The organism is Paracoccus pantotrophus (assembly GCF_008824185.1).
Taxonomy (GTDB): domain Bacteria; phylum Pseudomonadota; class Alphaproteobacteria; order Rhodobacterales; family Rhodobacteraceae; genus Paracoccus; species Paracoccus pantotrophus.
The window spans coordinates 611308-631793 of the sequence record NZ_CP044423.1; the positions used below are offsets into that span (position 1 = coordinate 611308).

Here is a 20486-nt window from a genome sequence, read left to right on the forward strand (position 1 = left end):
AGATGGGCGAAGGCAAGAAGCCGGGATCGGAACGGAAAAGCTCGGGCCGCGGCCAGCGCGACCTGCGGGTGCGGGTAAAGTCGGCCAAGGGGCGCAAGCTGTCCAGCACGCTGTGGCTGGAGCGGCAACTGAACGACCCCTATGTCGCGCGCGCCAAGCGCGAGGGCTATCGCGGCCGCGCCGCCTACAAGATCCTGGAGCTGGACGACAAGTATCGCTTTCTGGTGCCGGGCGCGCGGGTGGTCGATCTGGGCTGCGCGCCGGGCGGCTGGTGCCAGGTGGCGGTCGCGCGCGTCAATGCGCTTGGCGACAAGCCCGGCAAGAAGGTCGGTCGGGTGCTGGGCGTTGACCTGCAAGAGGTCGATCCGATTCCGGGGGCCGAGATCCACCAGCTCGATTTCCTGTCGGATGGCGCCGACGAACAGGTCAAGGCCTGGCTGGGCGGGCGCGCCGACGTGGTGATGTCGGACATGGCCGCGGCCTCGTCGGGGCACAAGGGCACCGATCATTTGCGCATCGTGGCGCTGGTCGAGGCGGCGGCGCAGCTGGCCTTCGACGTGCTGGAGCCGGGCGGCACCTTCGTCGCCAAGGTGCTGGCCGGCGGCGCCGAGAACGAGATGCAGGCCATGCTCAAGCGCAATTTCCGCAAGGTGGCGAATGTGAAACCGCCGGCCAGCCGCTCGGATTCCTCCGAGAAATTCGTGGTGGCGCAGGGTTTCCGCGGCAGGGAGGCGGATGAGGCCGACCAGGGCTGAAGTCGCGCCCCAGGCCGGCCCCGCGCCGGACGCAAGCGCCTGGGTGCCGGCCCGGCTGCGAAGGGGCCGGGCCGCTGCCGCTTGCAAACCCCGCCCGTGCTTGCCAGAACTTCGGGCGAAACTGGCTGGGAATGATAGCATGAGTCTTTACGTGGCCCTTCAGATGGACCCGGTCGAGCATGTCTCGATCGACGGGGACAGCACCTTCCGGCTGGGGCTGGAGGCCGAGGCCCGCGGCCACCGGCTGTTCCAGTACACAGCCGACCGGCTGAGCTATTGCGAGGGGCGGGTGATGGCCCGCGGCCGGCCGATCAGCCTGCGGCGCGAACAGGGCAACCATGTCAGCTTCGGCGATTGGGCCGATGTCGATCTGTCCGGGTTCGACGTGGTCTGGCTGCGCCAGGATCCGCCCTTCGACATGGGCTATATCACCACCACGCATCTGCTGGACCGGGTGCATCCCTCGACCTATGTCGTCAACGATCCCTTCTGGGTGCGCAACAGCCCCGAGAAGCTTCTGGTGCTGGACTTCCCCGAGCTGACGCCGCCGACGCTGATCACCCGCGAGCTGGCGCAGATCCGCGCCTTCCGCGAGCGGCACGGCGATTTCATCCTCAAGCCGCTCTACGGCAATGGCGGGGTCGGCATCTTCCACATGCGGCCGGACGATCCGAACCTGTCCTCGCTGGTCGAGACCTTCCTGGCCAACAGCCGCGAGCCGATCATCGCGCAGAAATACCTGCCCGCCGTGGTCCGGGGCGACAAGCGCATCATCCTGGTCGATGGCGAGCCGGTCGGCGCGATCAACCGCGTCCCGGCCCAGGGCGAGGCGCGGTCGAATATGCATGTCGGCGGCCGCCCGGAAAAGATCGGCCTGACCGAGCGCGAATACGAGATCTGCGCCCGGATCGGCCCGGTGCTGCGCGAAAAGGGTCTGATCTTCACCGGCATCGACGTGATCGACGGCTGGCTGACCGAGATCAACGTGACCTCGCCCACCGGCATCCAGGAGCTTGAGCGTTTCGACGGCATCAACGCCGCGGCGCTGATCTGGGAGGCCATCGAGCGGCGGCTGGCCGAGCGGGGCTGACCCCCGCCCGCCTGACCGGGCATCGCGGCTGATTCGCCCCCGCCGCCGCGAAAACCGGCGCAGGGGCGAGTGGCAAGAACCCCGACGGGGTCGCGCTGCCTTCGCCAGGCCCTCAATCCGGGCGACCGAAGGGCAGGCGATAGGACAGCGCCTCGGCCAGGTGCGGCTGGCGGATCGCGGGCGAGGCGTCCAGGTCGGCGATGGTGCGGGCGCTGCGCAGGATGCGGTGATAGCCGCGCGGGGTCAGCCCCAGCCGCTCGGCTGCCAGCGCCAGCAGCGACCGGCATTCGCCGTCGAGCGGCGCGATCTCCTCCAGCAGCCGGCCCGAGGCGTCGGCGTTCACCCGCGCCGCCGGGTGATCGGCAAAGCGGGCCGTTTGCAGCGCGCGGGCGGCGGCGACACGCGCGGCCACGCTGGCCGAGCTTTCGCCGGTGGCAGGCAGGCCCAGATCCTCGATGGCGACCTGCGGCACCTCGATGCGCAGGTCGAAGCGGTCCATCATCGGCCCCGAGATGCGGCCCAGGTAATCCGATCCGCAGCGCGGCGCCTTGGAACAGGCGCGCGCGGCATCCGCGATCTCGCCGCAGCGGCAGGGATTGGCGGCCGCGACCAGCAGGAAACGCGCCGGATAGCGGATATGGGCATTGGCGCGCGAGACATGGATCTCGCCGGTCTCGATCGGCTCGCGCAGGGCGTCGATGACCCGACGTTCGAACTCGGGCAGCTCGTCCAGGAACAGCACGCCGTTATGCGCAAGGCTCGCCTGTCCGGGCCGGGCGTTGCGCCCGCCGCCCACCATCGCTGCCATCGAGGCGGTGTGATGCGGCTGGCGAAAAGGGGCGGTGCGCGAGATGCCGCCCTCGGCCAGCAGCCCGGCGACGGAATGGATCACCGAGGTCTCCAGCGCCTCCTGCGGGCTCAGCGGCGGCAGGATGCCGGGCAGGCGGGTGGCCAGCATCGACTTGCTGGCGCCGGGCGGGCCGATCATCAGCAGGTGGTGGCGGCCGGCGGCGGCAATCTCCAGCGCCCGGCGGGCGCGTTCCTGGCCCTTGACCTCGGCAAGGTCGGCCCCGAACACGGGTTCCGCCAACTCGCCCGGCGCGGCGCGGGGCAGGGGCGCGCGGTCGGTCAGGTGATCGACCACCTCGCGCAGGCTCTGCGGCGCCAGGACCGGCACGGTGCCGACCCAGGCCGCCTCGGCCCCGCAGGCGCGCGGCACCAGCAGCGCCCGGCCGTCCTCGGCCGCGGCCATGGCGGCGGGCAGGGCGCCCGCGACCGGGGAAAGCCGGCCGTCCAGCGCCAGTTCCCCCAGCGCCACCATCCGTTCCAGCGACTCGGCCGGGACGATCTCCAGCGCCGCCAGCACCGCAAGCGCGATGGGCAGGTCGAAATGCGACCCCTCCTTGGGCAGGTCGGCGGGCGACAGGTTCACCGTCACCCGCCGCGAGGGCATGGCGATGGAGAGCGCGCCGAAGGCGGCTTTCACCCGCTCGCGCGCCTCGCTGACCGATTTGTCGGGCAGGCCAACGATGCCGAATCCCGGCAGGCCCGGCGAGACCGAACATTGCACCTCGACCAGCCGCGCCTCGACCCCGTCGAAGGCCACGGTATAGGCAATCGCCGCCATTGGCACTCTCCCCTGCACGGCCGCAGGCTTAACCTTCAGGGCTTAAAGAATGGTTAACGGAATTGGCTTGCTTGTTCCGGGCCGCGCTTGCGCCTATGTGCAGGGCGGACGACACGGGGCACAAACGGGGTACAGGGGAAGCGACCATGCAAGGCAGCCGCATATTGCTGATCGTCGGCGGGGGTATCGCCGCGTTCAAGATACCCGAGCTGGTCCGCATGATCCGGCGCGAGGGCGGCGCGGTCGTGCCGGTGCTGACCCAGGCGGGCGCCGAGTTCGTGACGCCGCTGACCCTTTCGGCGCTGGCCGAGGCGCCCTGCCATACCGAGCTGTTCGACCTGACCCGCGAATCGGAGATGGGCCATATCCAGCTGTCGCGCGCCGCCGACCTGGTGGTGGTCGCCCCGGCCACGGCGAATCTGCTGGCGCGGATGGCGGCGGGGATGGCGGACGACCTGGCCTCGACCCTGCTCTTGGCCACCGACAAGCCGGTGCTGGCGGCGCCGGCGATGAACGTGCGCATGTGGCAGCACCCGGCGATGCAACGCAACCTGGAGACGCTGGAAAACGACGGCATCCGTTTCATCGGCCCGGACGAGGGCGACATGGCCTGCGGCGAATACGGCCCTGGCCGCATGGCCGAGCCCGAGGCGATCCTGGAGGCGATCCGTGCGGCGCTGGGGCGCGACCGGCCGCTGCGCCTGCCGCCCGAGGCGGTGGTCTCGCTGCCTGCCCGCGTGCTGGCGGGGCGGCATGTGGTCGTGACCTCGGGCCCCACGCATGAGCCCATCGACCCGGTGCGCTATATCGCCAACCGCTCCAGCGGGGCGCAGGGCGCGGCCATCGCCGCGGCCTTGCGCGACCTGGGCGCGCGGGTCAGCTTCGTCACCGGCCCGGCCGAGGTGCCGCCGCCCCAGGGCGTTGAGGTGATCGCCGTCCAGACCGCGCGCGAGATGCGCGAGGCGGTCGAGGCCGCCCTGCCGGCCGATGCCGCGGTCATGGCCGCGGCCGTCGCCGATTGGCATGTCGCCAATGCCCGGCCGGGCAAGATCAAGAAGGACGGCTCGGGCAAGCTGCCGCAACTGCAATTCGCCGAGAACCCGGATATTCTGGCCTGGATCAGCCGGCTGGAGCATGGCCGGCCGGCGCTGGTGGTGGGCTTTGCCGCCGAAACCGACGACGTGCTGGACAATGCCGCCCGCAAGCGCAAGCGCAAGGGCTGCGACTGGATCGTCGCCAATGACGTGAACCCCGAAACCGGGATCATGGGCGGGACCGAGAATGCGGTCACGCTGATTTCCGAGGAAGGGGCGGAAAGCTGGCCGCGGCTGACCAAGGACGAGGTGGCGCGACGGCTGGCCGGCCGCATCGCCGAGGCGCTGAACGGCGGCGAGGGCCGGGTGGAGGATCGCGCATGAGCCGGGTCTATCTGGACTGGAACGCGACCGCGCCGCTGCGCCCAGAGGCGCGCGAGGCGATGCTGGCGGCGACCGAGATCGTCGGCAACCCCTCCTCGGTCCATGCCGAGGGGCGGGCGGCGAAATCCGCGCTGGAGCGCGCGCGCGAGGAGATTGCCGTGGCGCTTGGCGCCGAGGGGACAGACGTGATCTTCACCTCGGGCGCGACCGAGGCGGCGGCGCTGGCGCTCCAGGGGCGGGGCCTGGCCTGTTCGCCGGTCGAGCATGCCGCCGTGCTGGCCTGGTGCGAGGCCGCGCTGCAAACGGATCCGGCGGGGCGGGTCTCGGTTCCCGATCCGGGCCGCGCAACGCTGCAACTGGCCAATGCCGAGACCGGCGTGATCCAGGATCTGCCGCAGGGCCTGGCGGTCAGCGACCTGACCCAGGCCTTCGGCAAGATCCCCTTCGCCTTCAACTGGCTGGGAATCGAGGCCGGCTTCGTCAGCGCCCACAAGCTGGGCGGTCCGCGCGGCATCGGCGCGCTGGTGGTCCGGCGCGGCACCGAGGTCGAGGCGCGCATCAAGGGCGGCGGGCAGGAACAGGGCCGCCGCGCCGGGACCGAGAATCTGATCGGCATCATGGGCTTTGCGGCGGCCGCAAAAGCGGCGCAGAATGATCTGGATCAAGGAATCGGGGAAAAAGTGTCGCAACTGCGCGATTCCCTGATGGCTACACTGGAATCCCAGACAGAAATGGTTACATTTCCGGGGCGCGAGGCCCGCCGCCTGCCCAATACATTGTCGATCCTGACGCCGGGATGGCGCGGAGAGACGCAGGTGATGCAGATGGACCTGGCCGGATTTGCCGTCTCGGCAGGCTCGGCCTGTTCTTCGGGCAAGGTCCGGCCAAGTTCGGTTCTGACGGCCATGGGTATCGCGGAGGAATGGGCGGGCGATGCGATCCGCGTCTCGATCGGCCCGGCGACGGAGCCTCGGGACGTGATGCGTTTTGCGGATGCCTGGCTTGCGGCGCATGGCCGCTGGCGGCAAAGGAATGATGGGCGGGCGACCGCAGGAAAGGTTTGAGATGACTGTAGAGATCGGCGAGGCAATCGAAATCCGCGAGGGCGTAGACCGCGAGACCGTCGAGACCGTCCAGAGCATGGGGTCGTACAAATACGGCTGGGATACCGAGATCGAGATGGAATATGCCCCCAAGGGCATAAACGAGGACATCGTCCGGCTGATCTCGAAGAAGAACGAGGAACCGGAATGGATGACCGAGTGGCGGCTGCAGGCCTTCCGCCGCTGGCAGACCATGACCGAGCCGAAATGGGCGATGCTGAACTATCCCGTGATCGACTATCAGGACCAGTATTACTACGCCCGCCCGAAAAGCATGGCCGAAAAGCCCAAGTCGCTGGACGAGGTCGATCCCAAGCTGCTGGCCACCTATGAAAAGCTGGGCATCCCGCTGAAGGAGCAGATGATCCTGGCCGGCGTCGAGGGCGCCGAGGGCGCGCCGGCCGAAGGCCGCAAGGTCGCGGTCGATGCGGTCTTCGACAGCGTCAGCGTCGGCACCACCTTCAAGGACGAGCTGGCCAAGGCCGGGGTGATCTTCTGCTCGATCAGCGAGGCGATCCGCGAGCATCCCGAGCTGGTGCGGAAATACCTGGGCTCGGTGGTGCCGCAATCGGACAATTTCTTCGCCACGCTGAACTCGGCGGTCTTCTCGGACGGCAGCTTCGTCTATGTGCCGCCGGGGGTGCGCTGCCCGATGGAACTGTCCACCTATTTCCGCATCAATGCCGAGAATACCGGCCAGTTCGAGCGCACGCTGATCATCGCCGACAAGGGTTCCTACGTCAGCTACCTGGAGGGCTGCACCGCGCCCAAGCGCGACGTGGCGCAGCTGCATGCGGCGGTGGTCGAGATCGTCGTGCTGGAGGATGCCGAGGTCAAGTATTCGACCGTGCAGAACTGGTTCCCCGGCGACGAGGAAGGCAAGGGCGGCATCTACAATTTCGTCACCAAGCGCGCCGATTGCCGCGAGGCGCGGGCCAAGGTGATGTGGACCCAGGTCGAGACCGGCTCGGCCATCACCTGGAAATACCCGTCCTGCATCCTGCGCGGCGACGAAAGCCAGGGCGAGTTCTATTCCATCGCCATCGCCAACAACCACCAGCAGGCGGATACCGGGACCAAGATGATCCATCTTGGCAAGAACACCCGCTCACGCATTGTTTCCAAAGGAATTTCTGCCGGGCAGGCGCAGAATACCTATCGCGGTCTGGTGTCGATGCATCCGCGCGCCAAGAACAGCCGCAACTACACGCAATGCGACAGCCTGCTGATCGGCGACAAATGCGGCGCCCATACCGTGCCCTATATCGAGGTCAAGAACACCTCGTCCCGCGTCGAGCATGAGGCGACCACCAGCAAGGTGGACGACGACCAGCTGTTCTATTGCCGCCAGCGCGGCATGGACGAGGAGGAGGCGGTTGCCCTGGTGGTGAACGGCTTCTGCCGCGAGGTCTTGCAGGCGCTGCCGATGGAGTTCGCCATGGAGGCGCAGTCGCTGGTCGCCATCAGCCTGGAGGGCTCGGTCGGATGATCGTCACCACCACCCCCGGCATCGAGGGCCGCCGCATCACCGCCTATCACGGCGTGGTGACGGGCGAGACCATCATCGGCGCCAACATCTTTCGCGACATCTTCGCCGGGATTCGCGACATCGTGGGCGGCCGCTCGGGCGCCTATGAATCCGCGCTGGCCTCGGCCCGCGAAACCGCCCTGTCCGAGATGCAGGACCGCGCCCGCCAGATGGGCGGCAATGCCGTGGTCGGCGTCGACCTGGACTATGAAGTCATCAACAACATGCTGATGGTGTCCGCCTCGGGCACCGCCGTAAGCGTCGAATAGGAACGAACCATGCTGGAAATCAAGAATCTGCACGTCAAGCTTGAGGACGAGGACAAGCAGATCCTCAAAGGCGTCGATCTGACCGTCCCGGCTGGCGAGGTCCACGCCATCATGGGGCCGAACGGTTCGGGCAAATCGACGCTGTCCTATGTGCTCTCGGGCCGCGACGGCTATGAGGTGACCGAGGGCGAGGCGACGCTGGACGGCGAGGGCCTGCTGGAGATGGAGCCCGAGGAACGCGCGGCCGCCGGCCTGTTCCTGGCCTTCCAGTATCCGGTCGAGATCCCCGGCGTCGGCAACATGACCTTCCTGCGCACCGCGGTGAACGCGCAGCGCAAGGCGCGCGGCGAGGAGGAGCTTTCCTCGGCCGATTTCCTCAAGCTGATCCGCCAGAAGGCCGCGACGCTGAAGATCGATGCCGAGATGCTGAAGCGTCCGGTCAACGTGGGTTTCTCGGGCGGCGAGAAGAAGCGCAACGAGATCCTGCAGATGGCCATGCTCGAGCCGCGCATGTGCATCCTGGATGAGACCGATTCCGGCCTCGACGTGGATGCGATGCGGCTGGTGGCCGAGGGGGTGAACGCGCTGCGCTCGCCCGACCGCGCCTTCCTGGTCATCACGCATTACCAGCGGCTTCTGGACCATATCAAACCGGACGTGGTGCATATCATGGCCGACGGCCGCATCGTGCGCACCGGCGGCCCCGAGCTGGCGCTGGAGGTCGAGCAGAACGGCTACGGCGATCTGCTGGCGGAGGTCGGATGATGGCGGATACGGCTGTTCTTGCCGCGCAGGTTCCTGCGGTCGAGGGCAAGGCCCGTCCCGGCGATGCCGCGCTTGCGGCGCGCCTGGATGCGCTGGACCTGCCGCGCGGCGGCTTTACCCGCGCCGCGCGCGAGGATGCGGCGCAGCGGCTGGGGGCCATGGGCCTGCCCGGCGCGCGCGACGAATACTGGCGCTATACCGATCCGGCGCCCTTCAACGCCGCCCGGCCGCAGCCTGTCGAACCGGCGGCGGATGAAAGCACCCTGTTCACCGGCATCGACCGGCTGAACCTGGTCTTCGTGGACGGGCGCTTCGACGCCGCCGCCTCGGATGCGCTGGAGGCCGAGGGGGTCGAGATCGAAAGCCTCGCCGCCGCCGATGCCGGGGCGGATCACTGGGCGGCCGGGCTTTACGGCCGGCTGGAAGCCGCCGGGCAGGTGCCGGTCAAGCGGCCCTTCGCCGCGCTGAACACGCTGGCCGCGGCCGAGGGCGTGCTGATCCGCGTCACCGGCAAGGTCGAGCGGCCGGTGCATATCACCTATCGCCGCTCGGCGGCCGATGCCGATGTCCATCTGCATCACGTCGTGAAGCTGGAGGAAGGGGCCGAGCTGACGCTGCTGGAATCCGGCTCGATCGGCGCGCGTTCGAATGTGGTGATCGAGGCCGAGCTGGGCCGCGGCGCCCGCTTCCACCATATCAGCGCCAAGCGCGCCAACGATCCCAAGCTGGGGCTGGGCCATATCTTCGCCCGCGTCGCCGCCGAGGCGCTGTTCAAGTCCTTCACGCTGTCGGTCAACGGCACGATGATGCGCAACGAGGCGGTGATCGAGATCGCCGGCGACGATGCCGTGGCCCATATCGCCGCGGCGGTGCTGGGCGACGGCGACATCGGCCGCTTCCACCACGACGACACCGTCTTTGTCACCCATGCCGCCGAGCGCTGCGAAAGCCGCCAGGTGTTCAAGAAGGTGCTGAAGAACTGGGCCGAGGGCATCTTCCAGGGCAAGATCCTGGTCAAGCCCGGTGCGCAAAAGACCGACGGCTACCAGATCAGCCAGGGGCTTTTGCTGGACGAGGGCAGCCAGTTCCTCGCCAAGCCCGAGCTGGAGATCTATGCCGACGACGTGAAATGCTCGCATGGCTCGACCACCGGGGCGCTGGACGAGACGGCGCTGTTCTACCTGCGCTCGCGCGGGGTGCCCAAGGAGCGCGCCATCGTGCTCTTGGTGCTGTCCTTCCTGGCCGATGCGCTGGACGAGATCGAGGATCAGCGGCTGCGCGACGACATCCTGGGCCGGCTGGAAGACTGGCTGACGGCGCGCGCGGGCAAGCCGGGCAAGGCCGTTCCGGGCAGGGCATGAGCCGGACCGGCATCGTCCCGCGCATCCTGGAAAGCTGGTGGGCGCCGGGCAGGGTGGTGCAGTCCCTGCGCGGCATGCCCGACCGGGCGCTGATCGTCGTGCTGATGGCGGCGATGCTGGTCTTTCTGGTCGCGCAGGCTCCGGGCCATGCGCGGGATGCGCAGTTCATGCCCGAGGTGCCCCTGGCCGCGCGCATGGGCGGGGCGCTGCTGGCGGTGATGTTCATGATGCCGCTGCTGGCCTATGGGCTGGCGGCGCTGGTCTCGGCCCTGTCGCGGCTGACGCCCTGGCCGGTCGCGCCGCAGGATTCGCGGCTGGCGCTGTTCTGGGCCCTGCTGGCGGTGGCTCCGGCGATGCTGCTGGCGGGGCTGACCGCCGGCCTGGTCGGTCCCGGCCCGGCGCTTGGCGTGACGCGGGCGGTGGCGGGGCTTGGCTTTCTCGTGATATGGGGCGCGGGATTGCGGGCATTGGCGGGGAACAGATGAAACTGGGCGATCTTGGCGATCTGATGGTCCTGACCCTGCGCGATCCCGATGCGGCCGTCGGGGTGCTGCGCGGGCTGGACCTGCCGATGGCGGCGCGCTGGATGGTGCTGCTGCTGGCGGTGACGCTGTCCACGCTGCTCGCCGGGCTGTCGCTGCTGCTGTTCCCGGTCGAGGTGGACAATCCCGTCTCGCGCATGTTGTCCGAGCCGATGACGCTGGCCGGTATCCAGTTCGGCGCCATGGTGCTGTCGGCGCTGTTCGTGGCGCAGATCGGCCGGCTGTTCGGCGGCCACGGCACCTTCCCCGATGCGCTGCTGATCGTCGGCTGGGTCGAGTTGATGCTGGTCGGCTTGCAGGCGGTCCAGGTGGTGATGATGGCGCTGTTTCCGGCCTCGGCCACGCTGCTCTCCATGCTGGCCTTTGGCCTTTTCCTCTATCTTGCCGTGACCATGACCAAGGCGTTGCACGGGTTCACCAATACCGGCAAGGTGGTTCTGGGCCTGATCGGCAGCATTTTCCTGCTTGGCTTCGTGCTGTCGCTGATCGCGGCGGCATTCGGCATCGTCCCCGAGGTGACACCATGAGCTTCGACGTCGAAAAGGTCCGCGCCGATTTCCCAATCCTGTCCCGGCAGGTGAACGGCCGGCCGCTGGTCTATCTGGACAATGGCGCCTCGGCGCAGAAACCGCGCGTGGTGATCGACGCCATCACCCGCGCCTATGAGGCGGAATATGCCAATGTCCATCGCGGCTTGCATTTCCTGTCCAACCTCGCGACCGAGAATTACGAGCGCGTGCGCGCCATCATCGCGCGTTTCCTGAACGCCCCGCGCGAGGATGAGGTCATTTTCACCTCGGGCGCGACCGAGGGGATCAACCTCGTCTCCTATGGCTGGGCTGCGCCGCGGCTTGAGGCCGGTGACGAGATCGTGCTGTCGGTGCTGGAGCATCACGCCAATATCGTGCCCTGGCATTTCCTGCGCGAGCGCCAGGGCGTCCGGCTGAAATGGGTCGAGCCCGAGCCCGACGGCTCCTTGCCGCCCGAAAAGGTGCTGGCGGCGGTGGGACCGAAAACGAAGCTGATCGCCGTCACCCATATGTCGAACGTGACCGGCACCGTGGTCGATGTCGGCGCCATCGCCCGCGGCACCTCGGTGCCGGTGCTGGCCGATGGCAGCCAGGCCGCCGTGCATATGCCGGTGGACCTGTCGGCGCTCGGCGTCGATTTCTACTGCATCACCGGGCACAAGCTCTATGGCCCCTCGGGCTCGGGCGCGATCTGGATCCGGGCCGAACGGCAGGCCGAGATGCGGCCCTTCATGGGCGGCGGCGACATGATCCGCACCGTCACCCGCGACAGCGTCGATTATGCCGACCCGCCGCTGCGCTTCGAAGCCGGCACTCCCGGCATCGCCAACCAGATCGGCCTGGGCGCCGCGCTGGAATACCTGATGGACCTGGGCATGGAGAACATCGCCGCGCATGAGCGCGACCTGCGCGACTATGCCCGCGACCGGCTGCGCAGCCTGAACTGGCTGTCGGTGCAGGGCGACGCGGCGGACAAGGGCGCGATCTTTTCCATGACCATGCAGGGTGCGCATGCCCATGACATCTCGACCATCCTCGACAAGCGCGGCATCGCCGTGCGGGCGGGAACCCATTGCGCCATGCCCCTGCTGGACTTCTTTGGCCTCAGCGCCACTGCGCGCGCCAGCTTCGCCATGTACAATACCCGCGCCGAGGTCGATGCGCTGATCGACGGGCTGTCCTTCTGCCGGGAACTGTTCGCCTGACCCCTTCGGCGTAATATTCGCTTCTGCGAAGGCATGCGTCAATTTGCGGCGGCGCCCGATTCTGGCGCCGCCTGGCCGGCATTGCTAATCTGCATCCAGGAAGCGCGCTCTCTTCGGCCGTAGCGAACCGGCCGTTCCTTGGGAGGAAGAGGGCAAATGCCACCGACATACCGGGCCATGCGTTTGCTCGCATGGGCCTTTTGGGTCGCGGCCGCGATGGCCGCGCCGGCGCAGGCGCAGGAGGCGCCTGCCATTCCGGGCAGCGGCAGCACCGCCGACCATTCGAAATTTCCGGCGCTGAAGGGGCCCTTCTCATCGGGGCCGGAAGTCACCCAGGCCTGCCTGTCCTGCCATACCGAGGCCGGCAACCAGGTCATGCATACGCTGCACTGGACATGGGATTATACCCATGCCGAAACCGGGCAGAAGCTGGGAAAATCCAGCGTCATCAATTCGTTTTGTGGCAATGTCGGCTCGAACGAGGCGCGCTGCACATCCTGCCACGCCGGCTATGGCTGGACCGATGTGCGCCAGCCACCGCCCTCGGACCCGGCGCGGGTCGATTGCCTGGCCTGCCACGACCGCTCGGGCCAATATGCCAAGCTCGACAACATGGCGGGCCACCCGCCGCTGGAGCCGGTGCCCGCCGGGGCCAAGACCATCACCGGCGCCGATGCCAGGCCGGTCGATCTGGCGCGGGCGGCGCAATCGGTGGGCGCGCCCGGACGCGACAATTGCGGCAACTGCCATTTCTACGGCGGCGGCGGCGACAACGTGAAGCATGGCGACCTGTCCTCGGCACTGATCCGGCCGGACCTGGCGACCGATGTGCATATGTCGCCCCAGGGCGGCAATTTCACCTGCCAGACCTGCCATGTCACCGAGGACCACCGCGTCGCCGGCTCGCGCTATGCCGTCGAGGCCAAGGACATCGTTGACACGCATCTGCTGGGCCAGCTGCGCGATGCCGCGACCTGCGAAAGCTGCCACGGCAACCGGCCGCATCCGGTGACTCCCACGGGGATGAAGCTCGACGACCATACCGACCGCGTTGCCTGCCAGACCTGCCACATCCCGTCCTTTGCCCGCGGCGGCGTGGCGACCAAGACGCTGTGGGACTGGTCCACCGCCGGCAAGCTCAAGGACGGCAAGCCCTTCGCCGAGGAGGCGTTCACCCAGTCCGACGGCCAGCACCTGCACACCTACCTGTCCACCAAGGGCAATTTCGAGTGGGCCGAGAACGTGGTGCCCTTCTATGGCTGGTTCAACGGCACCGTGGAATACACCACCGCCGAGACGGTCTTCGATCCGTCGCTGCCGGTCGAGATCAACCGGCTGGAAGGTTCGGCCGGCGATCCGGATGCGCGGATCTGGCCCTTCAAGCGGATGGTCGGCCGCCAGGCCTTCGATACCGAGCGCAACGTGCTTCTGCACAGCCAGGTCTATGGCCCGCAGACCGATACCGCCTTCTGGACGAATTTCGACTGGGCCAAGGCCCTGCAGGCGGCGGCGCGTTACATGGGCACCGATTATTCAGGGAAGTTCGATTTCGTCGACACGCGCATGTATTGGCCGATCACCCATATGGTCGCGCCGGCCGAGGATGCGCTGAAATGCGGCGCCTGCCACCGGCCGGAAGGGCGCATGGCCGGAATTGCCGGCGTCTATATACCCGGCACCAAGCTGCCGCCGGGCGGGATCATCGGGCTGGCCCTGCTGGCGATGGTGGTGGCGGGGGTGGCCGGGCATGGCCTCATGCGCCTGCTGGGCAGGAAGGGAAAGGGGGCGCATCATGGCTGAGCGCAAGGTTCTGGTCTATACCCGCTTCAACCGGCTGTGGCACTGGAGCCAGGCGGCCTCGATCCTGGTCCTGCTGTTCACCGGGCTGCGGATCATGGGGCTGCACGGGATCCTGACCTTCGGCCTGGCGGTGACGATTCATTCCGTCGTCGCGGTGGCGCTGATGCTGCTCTGGGTCTTCACCGCCTTCTGGCTGCTGACCACCGGGGCGTGGCGGCAGTTCGCCCCGCGCCGGGCCGGGCTGTGGCAGGTCGCGCGCTTCTATGCCTGGGGCGTGTTCCGCGGCGAGGAGCACCCCTATCGCAAGGTGCTGCGCCGCCGGCACAACCCCTTGCAGGCGCTGGCCTATCTGGCGCTGAAGGTGCTGCTGTTCCCCGCGGTGCTTCTCAGCGGCATCGCCTATCTGGGCTATGGGCTCTGGGACGATCTCGACCCTTCTGGCTGGGTCATCTGGGCGGTGGCCAACATCCACATCCTGACCGCCTTTGCGATCGGCAGCTTCGTGGTGGCGCATGTCTACCTGCTGACCATCGGCCACGGTTTCCGCGAACATGTGAAGCCGATGCTGACCGGGTTCGAGACCGTCGACCTGACGCCCGAGCAGGAAGCCTATCTCACCGCCGAGGAACCCTGGCGCCTGAAGCCCTGACCGGCGATTTGCCATTGCGGGGGCCGGTCCGATCGGCTATGGACCGGCCTGAGGCACCCGTAGCTCAGCTGGATAGAGTGTCGCCCTCCGAAGGCGAAGGTCACAGGTTCGAATCCTGTCGGGTGCGCCATTTCCCAAAATGGCATTTGATATTCCAACATAATTTCTGTCATTCTGGAAAGTTTTCCACGCGGTTTCCCATTGGCCGTTCCCTCTTTCCCACGGGGAACCCCCTTCTGGTCGGCCTGCCGCGTGTAATGCGCCGCCTCCTGTACGCTGGCGTGCCCGGTCCAGGCGCCGCTCTGGGATGCCGTTGCGCCGGCCTCGGCAAGGGCGGCTGCGCGGGCTTTGCGGAGACCCGGCGCGGTGCAGTCGTCGGGCAGGCTAGCGGCTGGACGGGGTTCCTCCGGGCGCGTCGTTTCTCAAGGGCGTCGTTTGCCAGGGGTCAGGCTGGGATAGCCGTGGGAAGCCTGGCCGCGACCGCGGCGGCGCGGCCGGGTTCAGGTCGCGACGGATTCGGGCGCGGATTCGAAGGCGCGGGCGATCTCGGCCTCGGGGCAGCCATTGGCCAGCATTGCCGCCAGCAGGATTCGCGCCTGGCCGGGGCGCAGCAGCCGGGCATGGATGGCGCCTGCGCGCCGCATGTCGTGGCCGCCGCCGCCGCCGCCATAGATCGGCGACAGCAGCCCCTCGGGCACCCGGCTGGAGACCACCACCACCACGCCCCGCGCCCTTGCGCGCGCAATGGCGGCGACCAGCGCGGGCGTGGCATTGCCCGATCCCAGCGCCGAGATCACGATGCCCCGCGCGCCGGCGGCCAGGCTGGCCTCGAGATGCAGCCCGTCGCTGCCGGGATGGGCGGCGACGATGTCCACGCGCAGGTCGCCGACCGGGGCGGGCAGGGGGCGGGTGACGGTCGCGCCCTCATCGGCCACGCGGCGAAAGGCGTCCGGCGCGTCCGAAGTGAACTTGTAAAGCCCCCATACCGGCAGCGCCCGGCCGCCAAAGGCCAGCGTCACGCCCCCCGACTGGGGTGCGTGCAGGGCCGTGCGGACGGCATCGGCCAGGTTGCGCGCGCCGTCCGAACGCGGGTGGTCCGAGGCGAATTGCGCCCCCGTGAACACGACCGGCTTGCGCGGAGCGTGCTGCAACTGCACCAGAAGCGCGGTTTCCTCCATCGCATCAGTGCCGTGCAGGGCGATGACGCCGGCGATGCCGGGATCGGCCAGCTGGGCCGCCACCGCATCGCTGATGCGCTGCATGTCGGCCAGCGTCAGGCTGGCTGAATCCTTGGCCAGAACCTCTTGCGGGCGCAGATCGACCGCCATCGGCGGCAGCAGCGCCAGCAGATCCGCCGCCCCCAGGCTGGGGCTGGCGGCGCCGTTCTTGCCCCGGCTGCTGGCGATGGTGCCGCCGGTGGCAAGGACCGCCAGCAGAGGAAACCGTCCGGTTCCGGTCACGACACGAGCCGCATGATTGCGCAATGCCTCCCTTGCAGAACTGCGGTCAGCCGGGCGAACCCGGCTTTCCACGATCTGTCTGACAGCTTGCGATAACCACAGCCGCCGACGGGGTCAAGTCGCCCCGTCGCCTGCGGCCGGCGCAATCTTGCGCATCCGGGCCGGAAGCGGCCGGATCATTGCCGCGGCAGGCCCGAAACCGCAAGATCAGGAATTGGCCGGGCGTTGGCCGATGATCCAGGTCATTGCCTGTTCCACCTCGTCGAGATGGTCGCGCATGGCGGCGCGCGCCTCGGCCTCGGACCCGGCGGCGATCGCCTCGGCGATGCGGCGGTGCTCCAGGTTCGAGGTGACGCGGCGATCGGCCATCAGGTTCACCAGTTCGGACTGCCGCATCAGCGCGTCGCGGGAATCGGTGACGATGCGCGCGAACAGCCGGTTGCGGGCGGCCTCGGCGATCAGGCAGTGGAAATCCGAATCCAGCCGGACCCATTTCAGCGCATCCTCTTGCCGCTCCATGCTGTCGCAAAGCTGCAAGAGCCGGGCCATGTCCTGCTCGCTGCGGCGCAGGGCGGCCCAGCCGGCGGCGGGGATCTCGATGAAGGGGCGGGCCTCGATCAGCTCGCGCGCCGAGTAGTTGCCATAGGCCAGTTCCGGCGCCTGCCGGTCCGAGATCACGAAGCTGCCGCTGCCGCTGCGGCTGCGGGTCAGGCCCAGCGTCTGCAGCGAGCGCATGGCCTCGCGGATGATCGGGCGGCTGACGCCGTAATGCTCGGCCAGCTTGGCCTCGGAAGGCAGCCGGATGCCGACCGGCAAGCGGCCGGCCAGTATCGCGCCTCGCAGATCCTCGAACACCGTCTCGGCGGCGTTTTTCCGACTGACCGGGCTCTTATGGGACAACCAATCAGCCACCTTGTTCATGGCGCCAATGTTGCATGTCAGGCGCACCTGTCAAGACGTGCTGTCCGGGGGAAACCTTCTACCAGTACAGAATGGCGGCACCGAGCAGCCCGGCCAGGCCGGCGATCTGCGCCATGAAAATCAGGTGATAGATCCTCATCCGCGTCGCTCCGCGTTCAGAATCCGGGGAAATCGTTTCCCATCCTGCCGGCGGTTGCGGGTTTTGGGAAGCCGGATTCCGGGCGCGCTGAACATTTATCAACTCCGGCAGGCGCGATCGGCGGGGTTGCACCTGTCGGCGCGGTATGGCAGTCAGGGCCGGCGGCGGCGAACGACCCTTGGCGCGATTCTGCGCCCGCAATCCCCATATCTGGCACTTTCACAGGTTTTCCGATGCGTGATCCCCTGTTCCGCATGGCCCTGCTTCTTGGCCTGCTTTCCGCCGTCGGTCCCTTTGCGATCGACATGTATCTGCCCGCCCTGCCGCAGGTGGCGAGCGACCTTGGCACCACCGAGGCCGGGGCGGCGCTGACCCTGACCTCGTATTTCATCGTCTTCGGCTTTGCGCAGATGATCTATGGTCCCATGGCCGATGCGGTCGGGCGCAAGAAGCCGCTGGTGATCGGGGTGGCGATCTTTCTGGCCGCCACCGTCGCGGCCAGCCTGGCGCCAACCATCGGCTGGCTGATCGCGGCCCGCGCCGTGCAGGGCCTGGGCGCTGCGACGCTGATGGCGGTGCCGCGCGCGGTGATCCGCGACATGGCGACCGGGCCCGCGGCGGCCAAGATGATGGCGGCGATCATGATCGTGATCTCGGTCTCGCCCATGCTGGCGCCGCTGACCGGCTCGGCGGTGATGGCTTGGGGCAGCTGGCGCGAGATCTTCGCCGTGCTGGCCGGCGCCGCCTTGCTGAGCCTGGGGCTGATCCTCTTCGCGCTGCCCGAGACCCTGCCGGCCCATCGGCGCCGGCCGGTGCGGCTGGCGGTCATGACGGCCGGGGCGCGGCGGCTGCTGGCCGACCGGCGCTTCCTGGGGCTGACCATGATCGGCGGATTCGGCATGGCCAGCTTCTTCGTGTTCCTGGCCTCGGCGAGCTTCGTCTATACACGGCAATACGGGCTCAGCCCGACCGGGTTTTCGCTGGCCTTCGCGGTGAATGCCATCGGCTTCTTCACCGCCTCGCAATTCGCCGGCCGGCTGGCCGAACGCTTTGGGATGGAGCGGGTGATCTCGCTGGCCATCACCGGCTTTGCCGGGCTGTCCCTGGCGCTCACCCTGGTGGTGCTGGCGGGGTTCGACGCGCTGGCGGTGGTCATCGCCGGGTTGTTTCTGGCCAATGCCTGCCTGGGGTTGGTGATGCCCACGGCCATGGTCATGTCGCTGGACCCGCATCCCGACATCGCCGGGCTCGCCTCATCGCTGGGCGGCACGCTGCAGATGCTGACGGGCGGGCTGATGATCGCCGCGACCGGGCCATTCCTGGACAATACCGCCGCGACCATGGTGCCGGCGATCACGCTTTGCGCGGCCCTGGCCTGGGCGGCGGCCGCGGCCTCGCTGCCGCGGCTGCGGTTGCTGGCCTGAGTTCCCGCCGGGGGGCTGCCGCGCTACCCGGCGCGGTCCTGTGCCGACCCCTCGCGGTCCAGCAGCGCGCGCTTGCGCGCCACGCCCCAGCGATAGCCGGACAGCGCGCCGTCGCTGCGCACGACCCGGTGGCAGGGGATGGCGACGGCGATGTCATTGGCGGCGCAGGCGGCGGCCACGGCGCGGCTGGCGCGGGGCGCGCCGATGCGGCGGGCGATTTCCGCATAGCTGGCGGTGCTGCCGGGCGGGATCTGGCGCAAGGCCTGCCAGACCCGCTGCTGGAAGGCGGTGCCGCGGATGTCCAGCGGCAGGTCCAGCCCGATGCCGGGTGCCTCGACGAAGCCGACGACGCGGGCGACCAGCGCCTCGAAGGCGGCATCGCCGCCGATCAGCTCGGCGGCCGGGAAGCGGTCCTGGAAGTCGTGCAACAACGTCTCGGGGTCGTCGCCCAGCGCAATGGCGCAGATGCCGCGGCGGCTTTGCGCGACCAGGAGGGCGCCAAGCGCGCATTGCGCCAGCGCAAAGCGGATCTCGGCGCCCGCGCCGCCCTTGCGCCAGGCCGTGGGCGTCATGCCCAGCATCCCGTCCGCGCCTTCATAGAAGCGGCTGTTCGAGCCGAAGCCCGCCTCGTAGATCGCGCCGGTGATGCTGGCGCCCTGGGCCAGCCGGTCGCGCAGCCGGCCGGCGCGATGCGCGGCGGCATAGGCACGCGGCGTCAGCCCGGTCGCGGCCTTGAACTGGCGGTGAAAATGGAACGGGCTCAGCCCCGCGGCATCGGCCAGCGCCTGCAAGCTGGGCGGCGTCTCGGCGCCTTCGATCAGGCGGCAGGCGGCGGCGACCAGCGCGGCATTCGCCTCGGCCGTCGAGGCGCCCCTGGGGTTGCAGCGCCGGCAGGGGCGAAAACCGGCCGCCTCGGCCTCGGCCGGCGAGGCATAGAGGGCGACGTTTCCGGGCTTCGCCCGCCGCGACGGGCACGAGGGGCGACAATAGACGCCGGTTGTGCGTACGGCATAGACGAAGCGGCCGTCCGCCGCCGTGTCGCGCGCCAGCACCTGCTGCCAGCGCGGATCGCTTTCGGTCGGGATCTGGGCGCGGTCCATGGCGGGAACCTTTCTGCTGCATGTCCTTAGCATATCTAGGCATGGCCGGCGACCGGCGCACTCCGCCGCTTGCGCTCAAATCCGGCCGTCAGGGGATGTTCAGCGCCGTGTCCAGCAGGGTGTTGGGCTGGACCAGCGCCTTCAGCGCGACCGGGTCGGTGATGGTGACGCGCATGCCGTCGATATGCACGCCATGCTCGCGCAGCGCCTTGAAGGCGCGCGACAGGCTTTCCGGCGTCATGCCCAAATAAGAGGCCAGCAGCCGCTTTTCCTGCGGCAGCACGAAACCCAGCACCCCCCCGGCCTCTTGCGAGCGCTGCCACAGATAGGCGCCCAGCCTTTCGCGGGCATTGCGCAGCTTGAGGTTCTTGGCATGGCGCACCAGGTTGCGATAGCCTTCGGACAGTTCCTGCACCGTGGCCAGGGCAAAGCCATGGTCGCGGGAAAAGGCTGCGCGCACGTCCACGGCCGGGATCAGCACGATGCGCGAGCGTTGCAGGGTGCGCGCCGACATCAGATAGGGCGCATCGCGCATGCAGGCGGCCAGGATGAAGGTGGCGACCGGCTGGACCACGGCCATGGTGGTGTCGCGGTCCTGCCAGTTGGCGTAAAGTTCGACCGCGCCCTCCAGCACGACATGCAGGAAATTCGCTACCTCGCCCTGCCGGATCAGCTCCAGCTGGGCGGGGAAGACCTGGTCGTAGGCGGCATGGATCAGCGCGTCGAAACACGGGCTGGTCATGTTGCGAAACAGCGGCAGGTTGCGGATGTCGTTGCGGTCCTCTTCGCGCATGGGCTGT

19 protein-coding genes and 1 tRNA gene are annotated in these 20486 nt (G+C 68.5%); 15 read left to right on the forward strand and 5 right to left on the reverse strand.

The genetic code is table 11. The features are described from left to right. The first annotated feature begins 2 nt into the window (after window positions 1-2). Both ESD82_RS02905 and gshB read left to right on the forward strand, forming a co-directional pair. Window positions 3-755: an RlmE family RNA methyltransferase gene (locus ESD82_RS02905; protein WP_024842613.1), complete on the forward strand. Its 753-nt coding sequence runs from the start codon at window positions 3-5 to the stop codon at window positions 753-755. A 139-nt stretch (window positions 756-894) separates the two neighbouring features. After that, complete coding sequence (gene gshB / locus ESD82_RS02910; RefSeq protein WP_024842614.1) at window positions 895-1845, forward strand: glutathione synthase; 951 nt, start codon at window positions 895-897, stop codon at window positions 1843-1845. A gap of 112 nt (window positions 1846-1957) precedes the next feature. Here gshB and ESD82_RS02915 read toward each other — a convergent pair whose 3' ends face one another. Further along, the gene (locus ESD82_RS02915; protein WP_147429037.1) at window positions 1958-3472 is read right to left on the reverse strand and encodes a YifB family Mg chelatase-like AAA ATPase; all 1515 of its coding nucleotides are present in this window, start codon (window positions 3470-3472) and stop codon (window positions 1958-1960) included. A 146-nt stretch (window positions 3473-3618) separates the two neighbouring features. Between ESD82_RS02915 and coaBC the strand changes: the two genes are divergently transcribed. From coaBC to ESD82_RS02975, 12 genes are all read left to right on the forward strand, one after another. Continuing rightward, complete coding sequence (coaBC, locus tag ESD82_RS02920; protein WP_147429036.1) at window positions 3619-4890, forward strand: bifunctional phosphopantothenoylcysteine decarboxylase/phosphopantothenate--cysteine ligase CoaBC; 1272 nt, start codon at window positions 3619-3621, stop codon at window positions 4888-4890. Further along, window positions 4887-5954 carry a cysteine desulfurase family protein gene (locus ESD82_RS02925; RefSeq protein WP_147429035.1) on the forward strand — a complete coding sequence of 356 codons (1068 nt, stop codon included), beginning with the start codon at window positions 4887-4889 and terminating at the stop codon, window positions 5952-5954. Before coaBC ends, ESD82_RS02925 begins: the two co-directional genes overlap by 4 nt. A gap of 1 nt (window position 5955) precedes the next feature. Further along, window positions 5956-7482 carry a Fe-S cluster assembly protein SufB gene (gene sufB, locus ESD82_RS02930; protein ID WP_024842618.1) on the forward strand — a complete coding sequence of 509 codons (1527 nt, stop codon included), beginning with the start codon at window positions 5956-5958 and terminating at the stop codon, window positions 7480-7482. After that, on the forward strand, window positions 7479-7790 hold the full coding sequence (locus ESD82_RS02935; protein ID WP_024842619.1) for a heavy metal-binding domain-containing protein: 312 nt from the start codon (window positions 7479-7481) through the stop codon (window positions 7788-7790). The genes sufB and ESD82_RS02935 overlap by 4 nt, the downstream gene beginning before the upstream one ends. Before the next feature lie 9 nt (window positions 7791-7799). Further along, window positions 7800-8555, forward strand: a complete 756-nt coding sequence (sufC, locus tag ESD82_RS02940) for a Fe-S cluster assembly ATPase SufC (protein WP_024842620.1) — start codon at window positions 7800-7802, stop codon at window positions 8553-8555. Next, window positions 8555-9916 (forward strand): SufB/SufD family protein, encoded by a 1362-nt coding sequence (locus tag ESD82_RS02945; RefSeq protein ID WP_147429194.1) that lies wholly within the window; start codon window positions 8555-8557, stop codon window positions 9914-9916. Before sufC ends, ESD82_RS02945 begins: the two co-directional genes overlap by 1 nt. Continuing rightward, window positions 9913-10401, forward strand: coding sequence for a hypothetical protein (locus tag ESD82_RS02950; protein ID WP_147429034.1), 489 nt, complete (start codon window positions 9913-9915; stop codon window positions 10399-10401). The genes ESD82_RS02945 and ESD82_RS02950 overlap by 4 nt, the downstream gene beginning before the upstream one ends. Beyond that, complete coding sequence (locus ESD82_RS02955; RefSeq protein WP_028709807.1) at window positions 10398-10985, forward strand: YIP1 family protein; 588 nt, start codon at window positions 10398-10400, stop codon at window positions 10983-10985. The genes ESD82_RS02950 and ESD82_RS02955 overlap by 4 nt, the downstream gene beginning before the upstream one ends. Then, window positions 10982-12193, forward strand: coding sequence for a cysteine desulfurase (locus tag ESD82_RS02960; protein ID WP_028709806.1), 1212 nt, complete (start codon window positions 10982-10984; stop codon window positions 12191-12193). The genes ESD82_RS02955 and ESD82_RS02960 overlap by 4 nt, the downstream gene beginning before the upstream one ends. Before the next feature lie 156 nt (window positions 12194-12349). After that, window positions 12350-13993 (forward strand): tetrathionate reductase family octaheme c-type cytochrome, encoded by a 1644-nt coding sequence (locus ESD82_RS02965; protein WP_208852048.1) that lies wholly within the window; start codon window positions 12350-12352, stop codon window positions 13991-13993. Beyond that, window positions 13986-14642 (forward strand): cytochrome b/b6 domain-containing protein, encoded by a 657-nt coding sequence (locus ESD82_RS02970; RefSeq protein WP_024842626.1) that lies wholly within the window; start codon window positions 13986-13988, stop codon window positions 14640-14642. Before ESD82_RS02965 ends, ESD82_RS02970 begins: the two co-directional genes overlap by 8 nt. 53 nt (window positions 14643-14695) lie before the next feature. Further along, window positions 14696-14772, forward strand: a tRNA-Arg gene (locus tag ESD82_RS02975). A gap of 370 nt (window positions 14773-15142) precedes the next feature. On the opposite strand, the gene ESD82_RS02980 is transcribed toward ESD82_RS02975, so the two are convergent. Both ESD82_RS02980 and ESD82_RS02985 read right to left on the reverse strand, forming a co-directional pair. Continuing rightward, window positions 15143-16102, reverse strand: a complete 960-nt coding sequence (locus tag ESD82_RS02980) for an asparaginase domain-containing protein (protein ID WP_167521689.1) — start codon at window positions 16100-16102, stop codon at window positions 15143-15145. A 207-nt stretch (window positions 16103-16309) separates the two neighbouring features. Further along, a complete protein-coding gene (locus ESD82_RS02985; RefSeq protein WP_231486570.1) occupies window positions 16310-17002 on the reverse strand; it encodes a FadR/GntR family transcriptional regulator in 693 nt (230 codons plus the stop codon). Between the two features lie 393 nt (window positions 17003-17395). On the opposite strand from ESD82_RS02985, the gene ESD82_RS02990 reads away from it, so the two are divergent. After that, a complete protein-coding gene (locus ESD82_RS02990; RefSeq protein ID WP_024842629.1) occupies window positions 17396-18586 on the forward strand; it encodes a multidrug effflux MFS transporter in 1191 nt (396 codons plus the stop codon). A gap of 23 nt (window positions 18587-18609) precedes the next feature. Here the strand turns inward: ESD82_RS02990 and ada are convergent, their stop codons facing one another. Then, window positions 18610-19686: a bifunctional DNA-binding transcriptional regulator/O6-methylguanine-DNA methyltransferase Ada gene (gene ada / locus ESD82_RS02995; protein WP_147429032.1), complete on the reverse strand. Its 1077-nt coding sequence runs from the start codon at window positions 19684-19686 to the stop codon at window positions 18610-18612. 88 nt (window positions 19687-19774) lie between these two features. Then, window positions 19775-20479, reverse strand: coding sequence for a helix-turn-helix domain-containing protein (locus ESD82_RS03000; protein WP_024842631.1), 705 nt, complete (start codon window positions 20477-20479; stop codon window positions 19775-19777). Window positions 20480-20486 lie beyond the last annotated feature (7 nt).

Excerpts from the sequence above, each read along its gene's own strand:
- ESD82_RS02915 (WP_147429037.1), bottom strand. The coding sequence starts at position 3,472 with ATGGCGGCGATTGCCTATACCGTGGCCTTCGACGGGGTCGAGGCGCGG.
- ESD82_RS02925 (WP_147429035.1), top strand. The coding sequence starts at position 4,887 with ATGAGCCGGGTCTATCTGGACTGGAACGCGACCGCGCCGCTGCGCCCA.
- gshB (WP_024842614.1), top strand. The coding sequence starts at position 895 with ATGAGTCTTTACGTGGCCCTTCAGATGGACCCGGTCGAGCATGTCTCG.
- ESD82_RS02955 (WP_028709807.1), top strand. The coding sequence starts at position 10,398 with ATGAAACTGGGCGATCTTGGCGATCTGATGGTCCTGACCCTGCGCGAT.
- ESD82_RS02905 (WP_024842613.1), top strand. The coding sequence starts at position 3 with ATGGGCGAAGGCAAGAAGCCGGGATCGGAACGGAAAAGCTCGGGCCGC.
- ada (WP_147429032.1), bottom strand. The coding sequence starts at position 19,686 with ATGGACCGCGCCCAGATCCCGACCGAAAGCGATCCGCGCTGGCAGCAG.
- ESD82_RS02970 (WP_024842626.1), top strand. The coding sequence starts at position 13,986 with ATGGCTGAGCGCAAGGTTCTGGTCTATACCCGCTTCAACCGGCTGTGG.
- ESD82_RS02950 (WP_147429034.1), top strand. The coding sequence starts at position 9,913 with ATGAGCCGGACCGGCATCGTCCCGCGCATCCTGGAAAGCTGGTGGGCG.
- ESD82_RS03000 (WP_024842631.1), bottom strand. The coding sequence starts at position 20,479 with ATGCGCGAAGAGGACCGCAACGACATCCGCAACCTGCCGCTGTTTCGC.
- sufB (WP_024842618.1), top strand. The coding sequence starts at position 5,956 with ATGACTGTAGAGATCGGCGAGGCAATCGAAATCCGCGAGGGCGTAGAC.
- ESD82_RS02960 (WP_028709806.1), top strand. The coding sequence starts at position 10,982 with ATGAGCTTCGACGTCGAAAAGGTCCGCGCCGATTTCCCAATCCTGTCC.
- ESD82_RS02990 (WP_024842629.1), top strand. The coding sequence starts at position 17,396 with ATGCGTGATCCCCTGTTCCGCATGGCCCTGCTTCTTGGCCTGCTTTCC.
- sufC (WP_024842620.1), top strand. The coding sequence starts at position 7,800 with ATGCTGGAAATCAAGAATCTGCACGTCAAGCTTGAGGACGAGGACAAG.
- ESD82_RS02935 (WP_024842619.1), top strand. The coding sequence starts at position 7,479 with ATGATCGTCACCACCACCCCCGGCATCGAGGGCCGCCGCATCACCGCC.
- coaBC (WP_147429036.1), top strand. The coding sequence starts at position 3,619 with ATGCAAGGCAGCCGCATATTGCTGATCGTCGGCGGGGGTATCGCCGCG.
- ESD82_RS02945 (WP_147429194.1), top strand. The coding sequence starts at position 8,555 with ATGGCGGATACGGCTGTTCTTGCCGCGCAGGTTCCTGCGGTCGAGGGC.
- ESD82_RS02965 (WP_208852048.1), top strand. The coding sequence starts at position 12,350 with ATGCCACCGACATACCGGGCCATGCGTTTGCTCGCATGGGCCTTTTGG.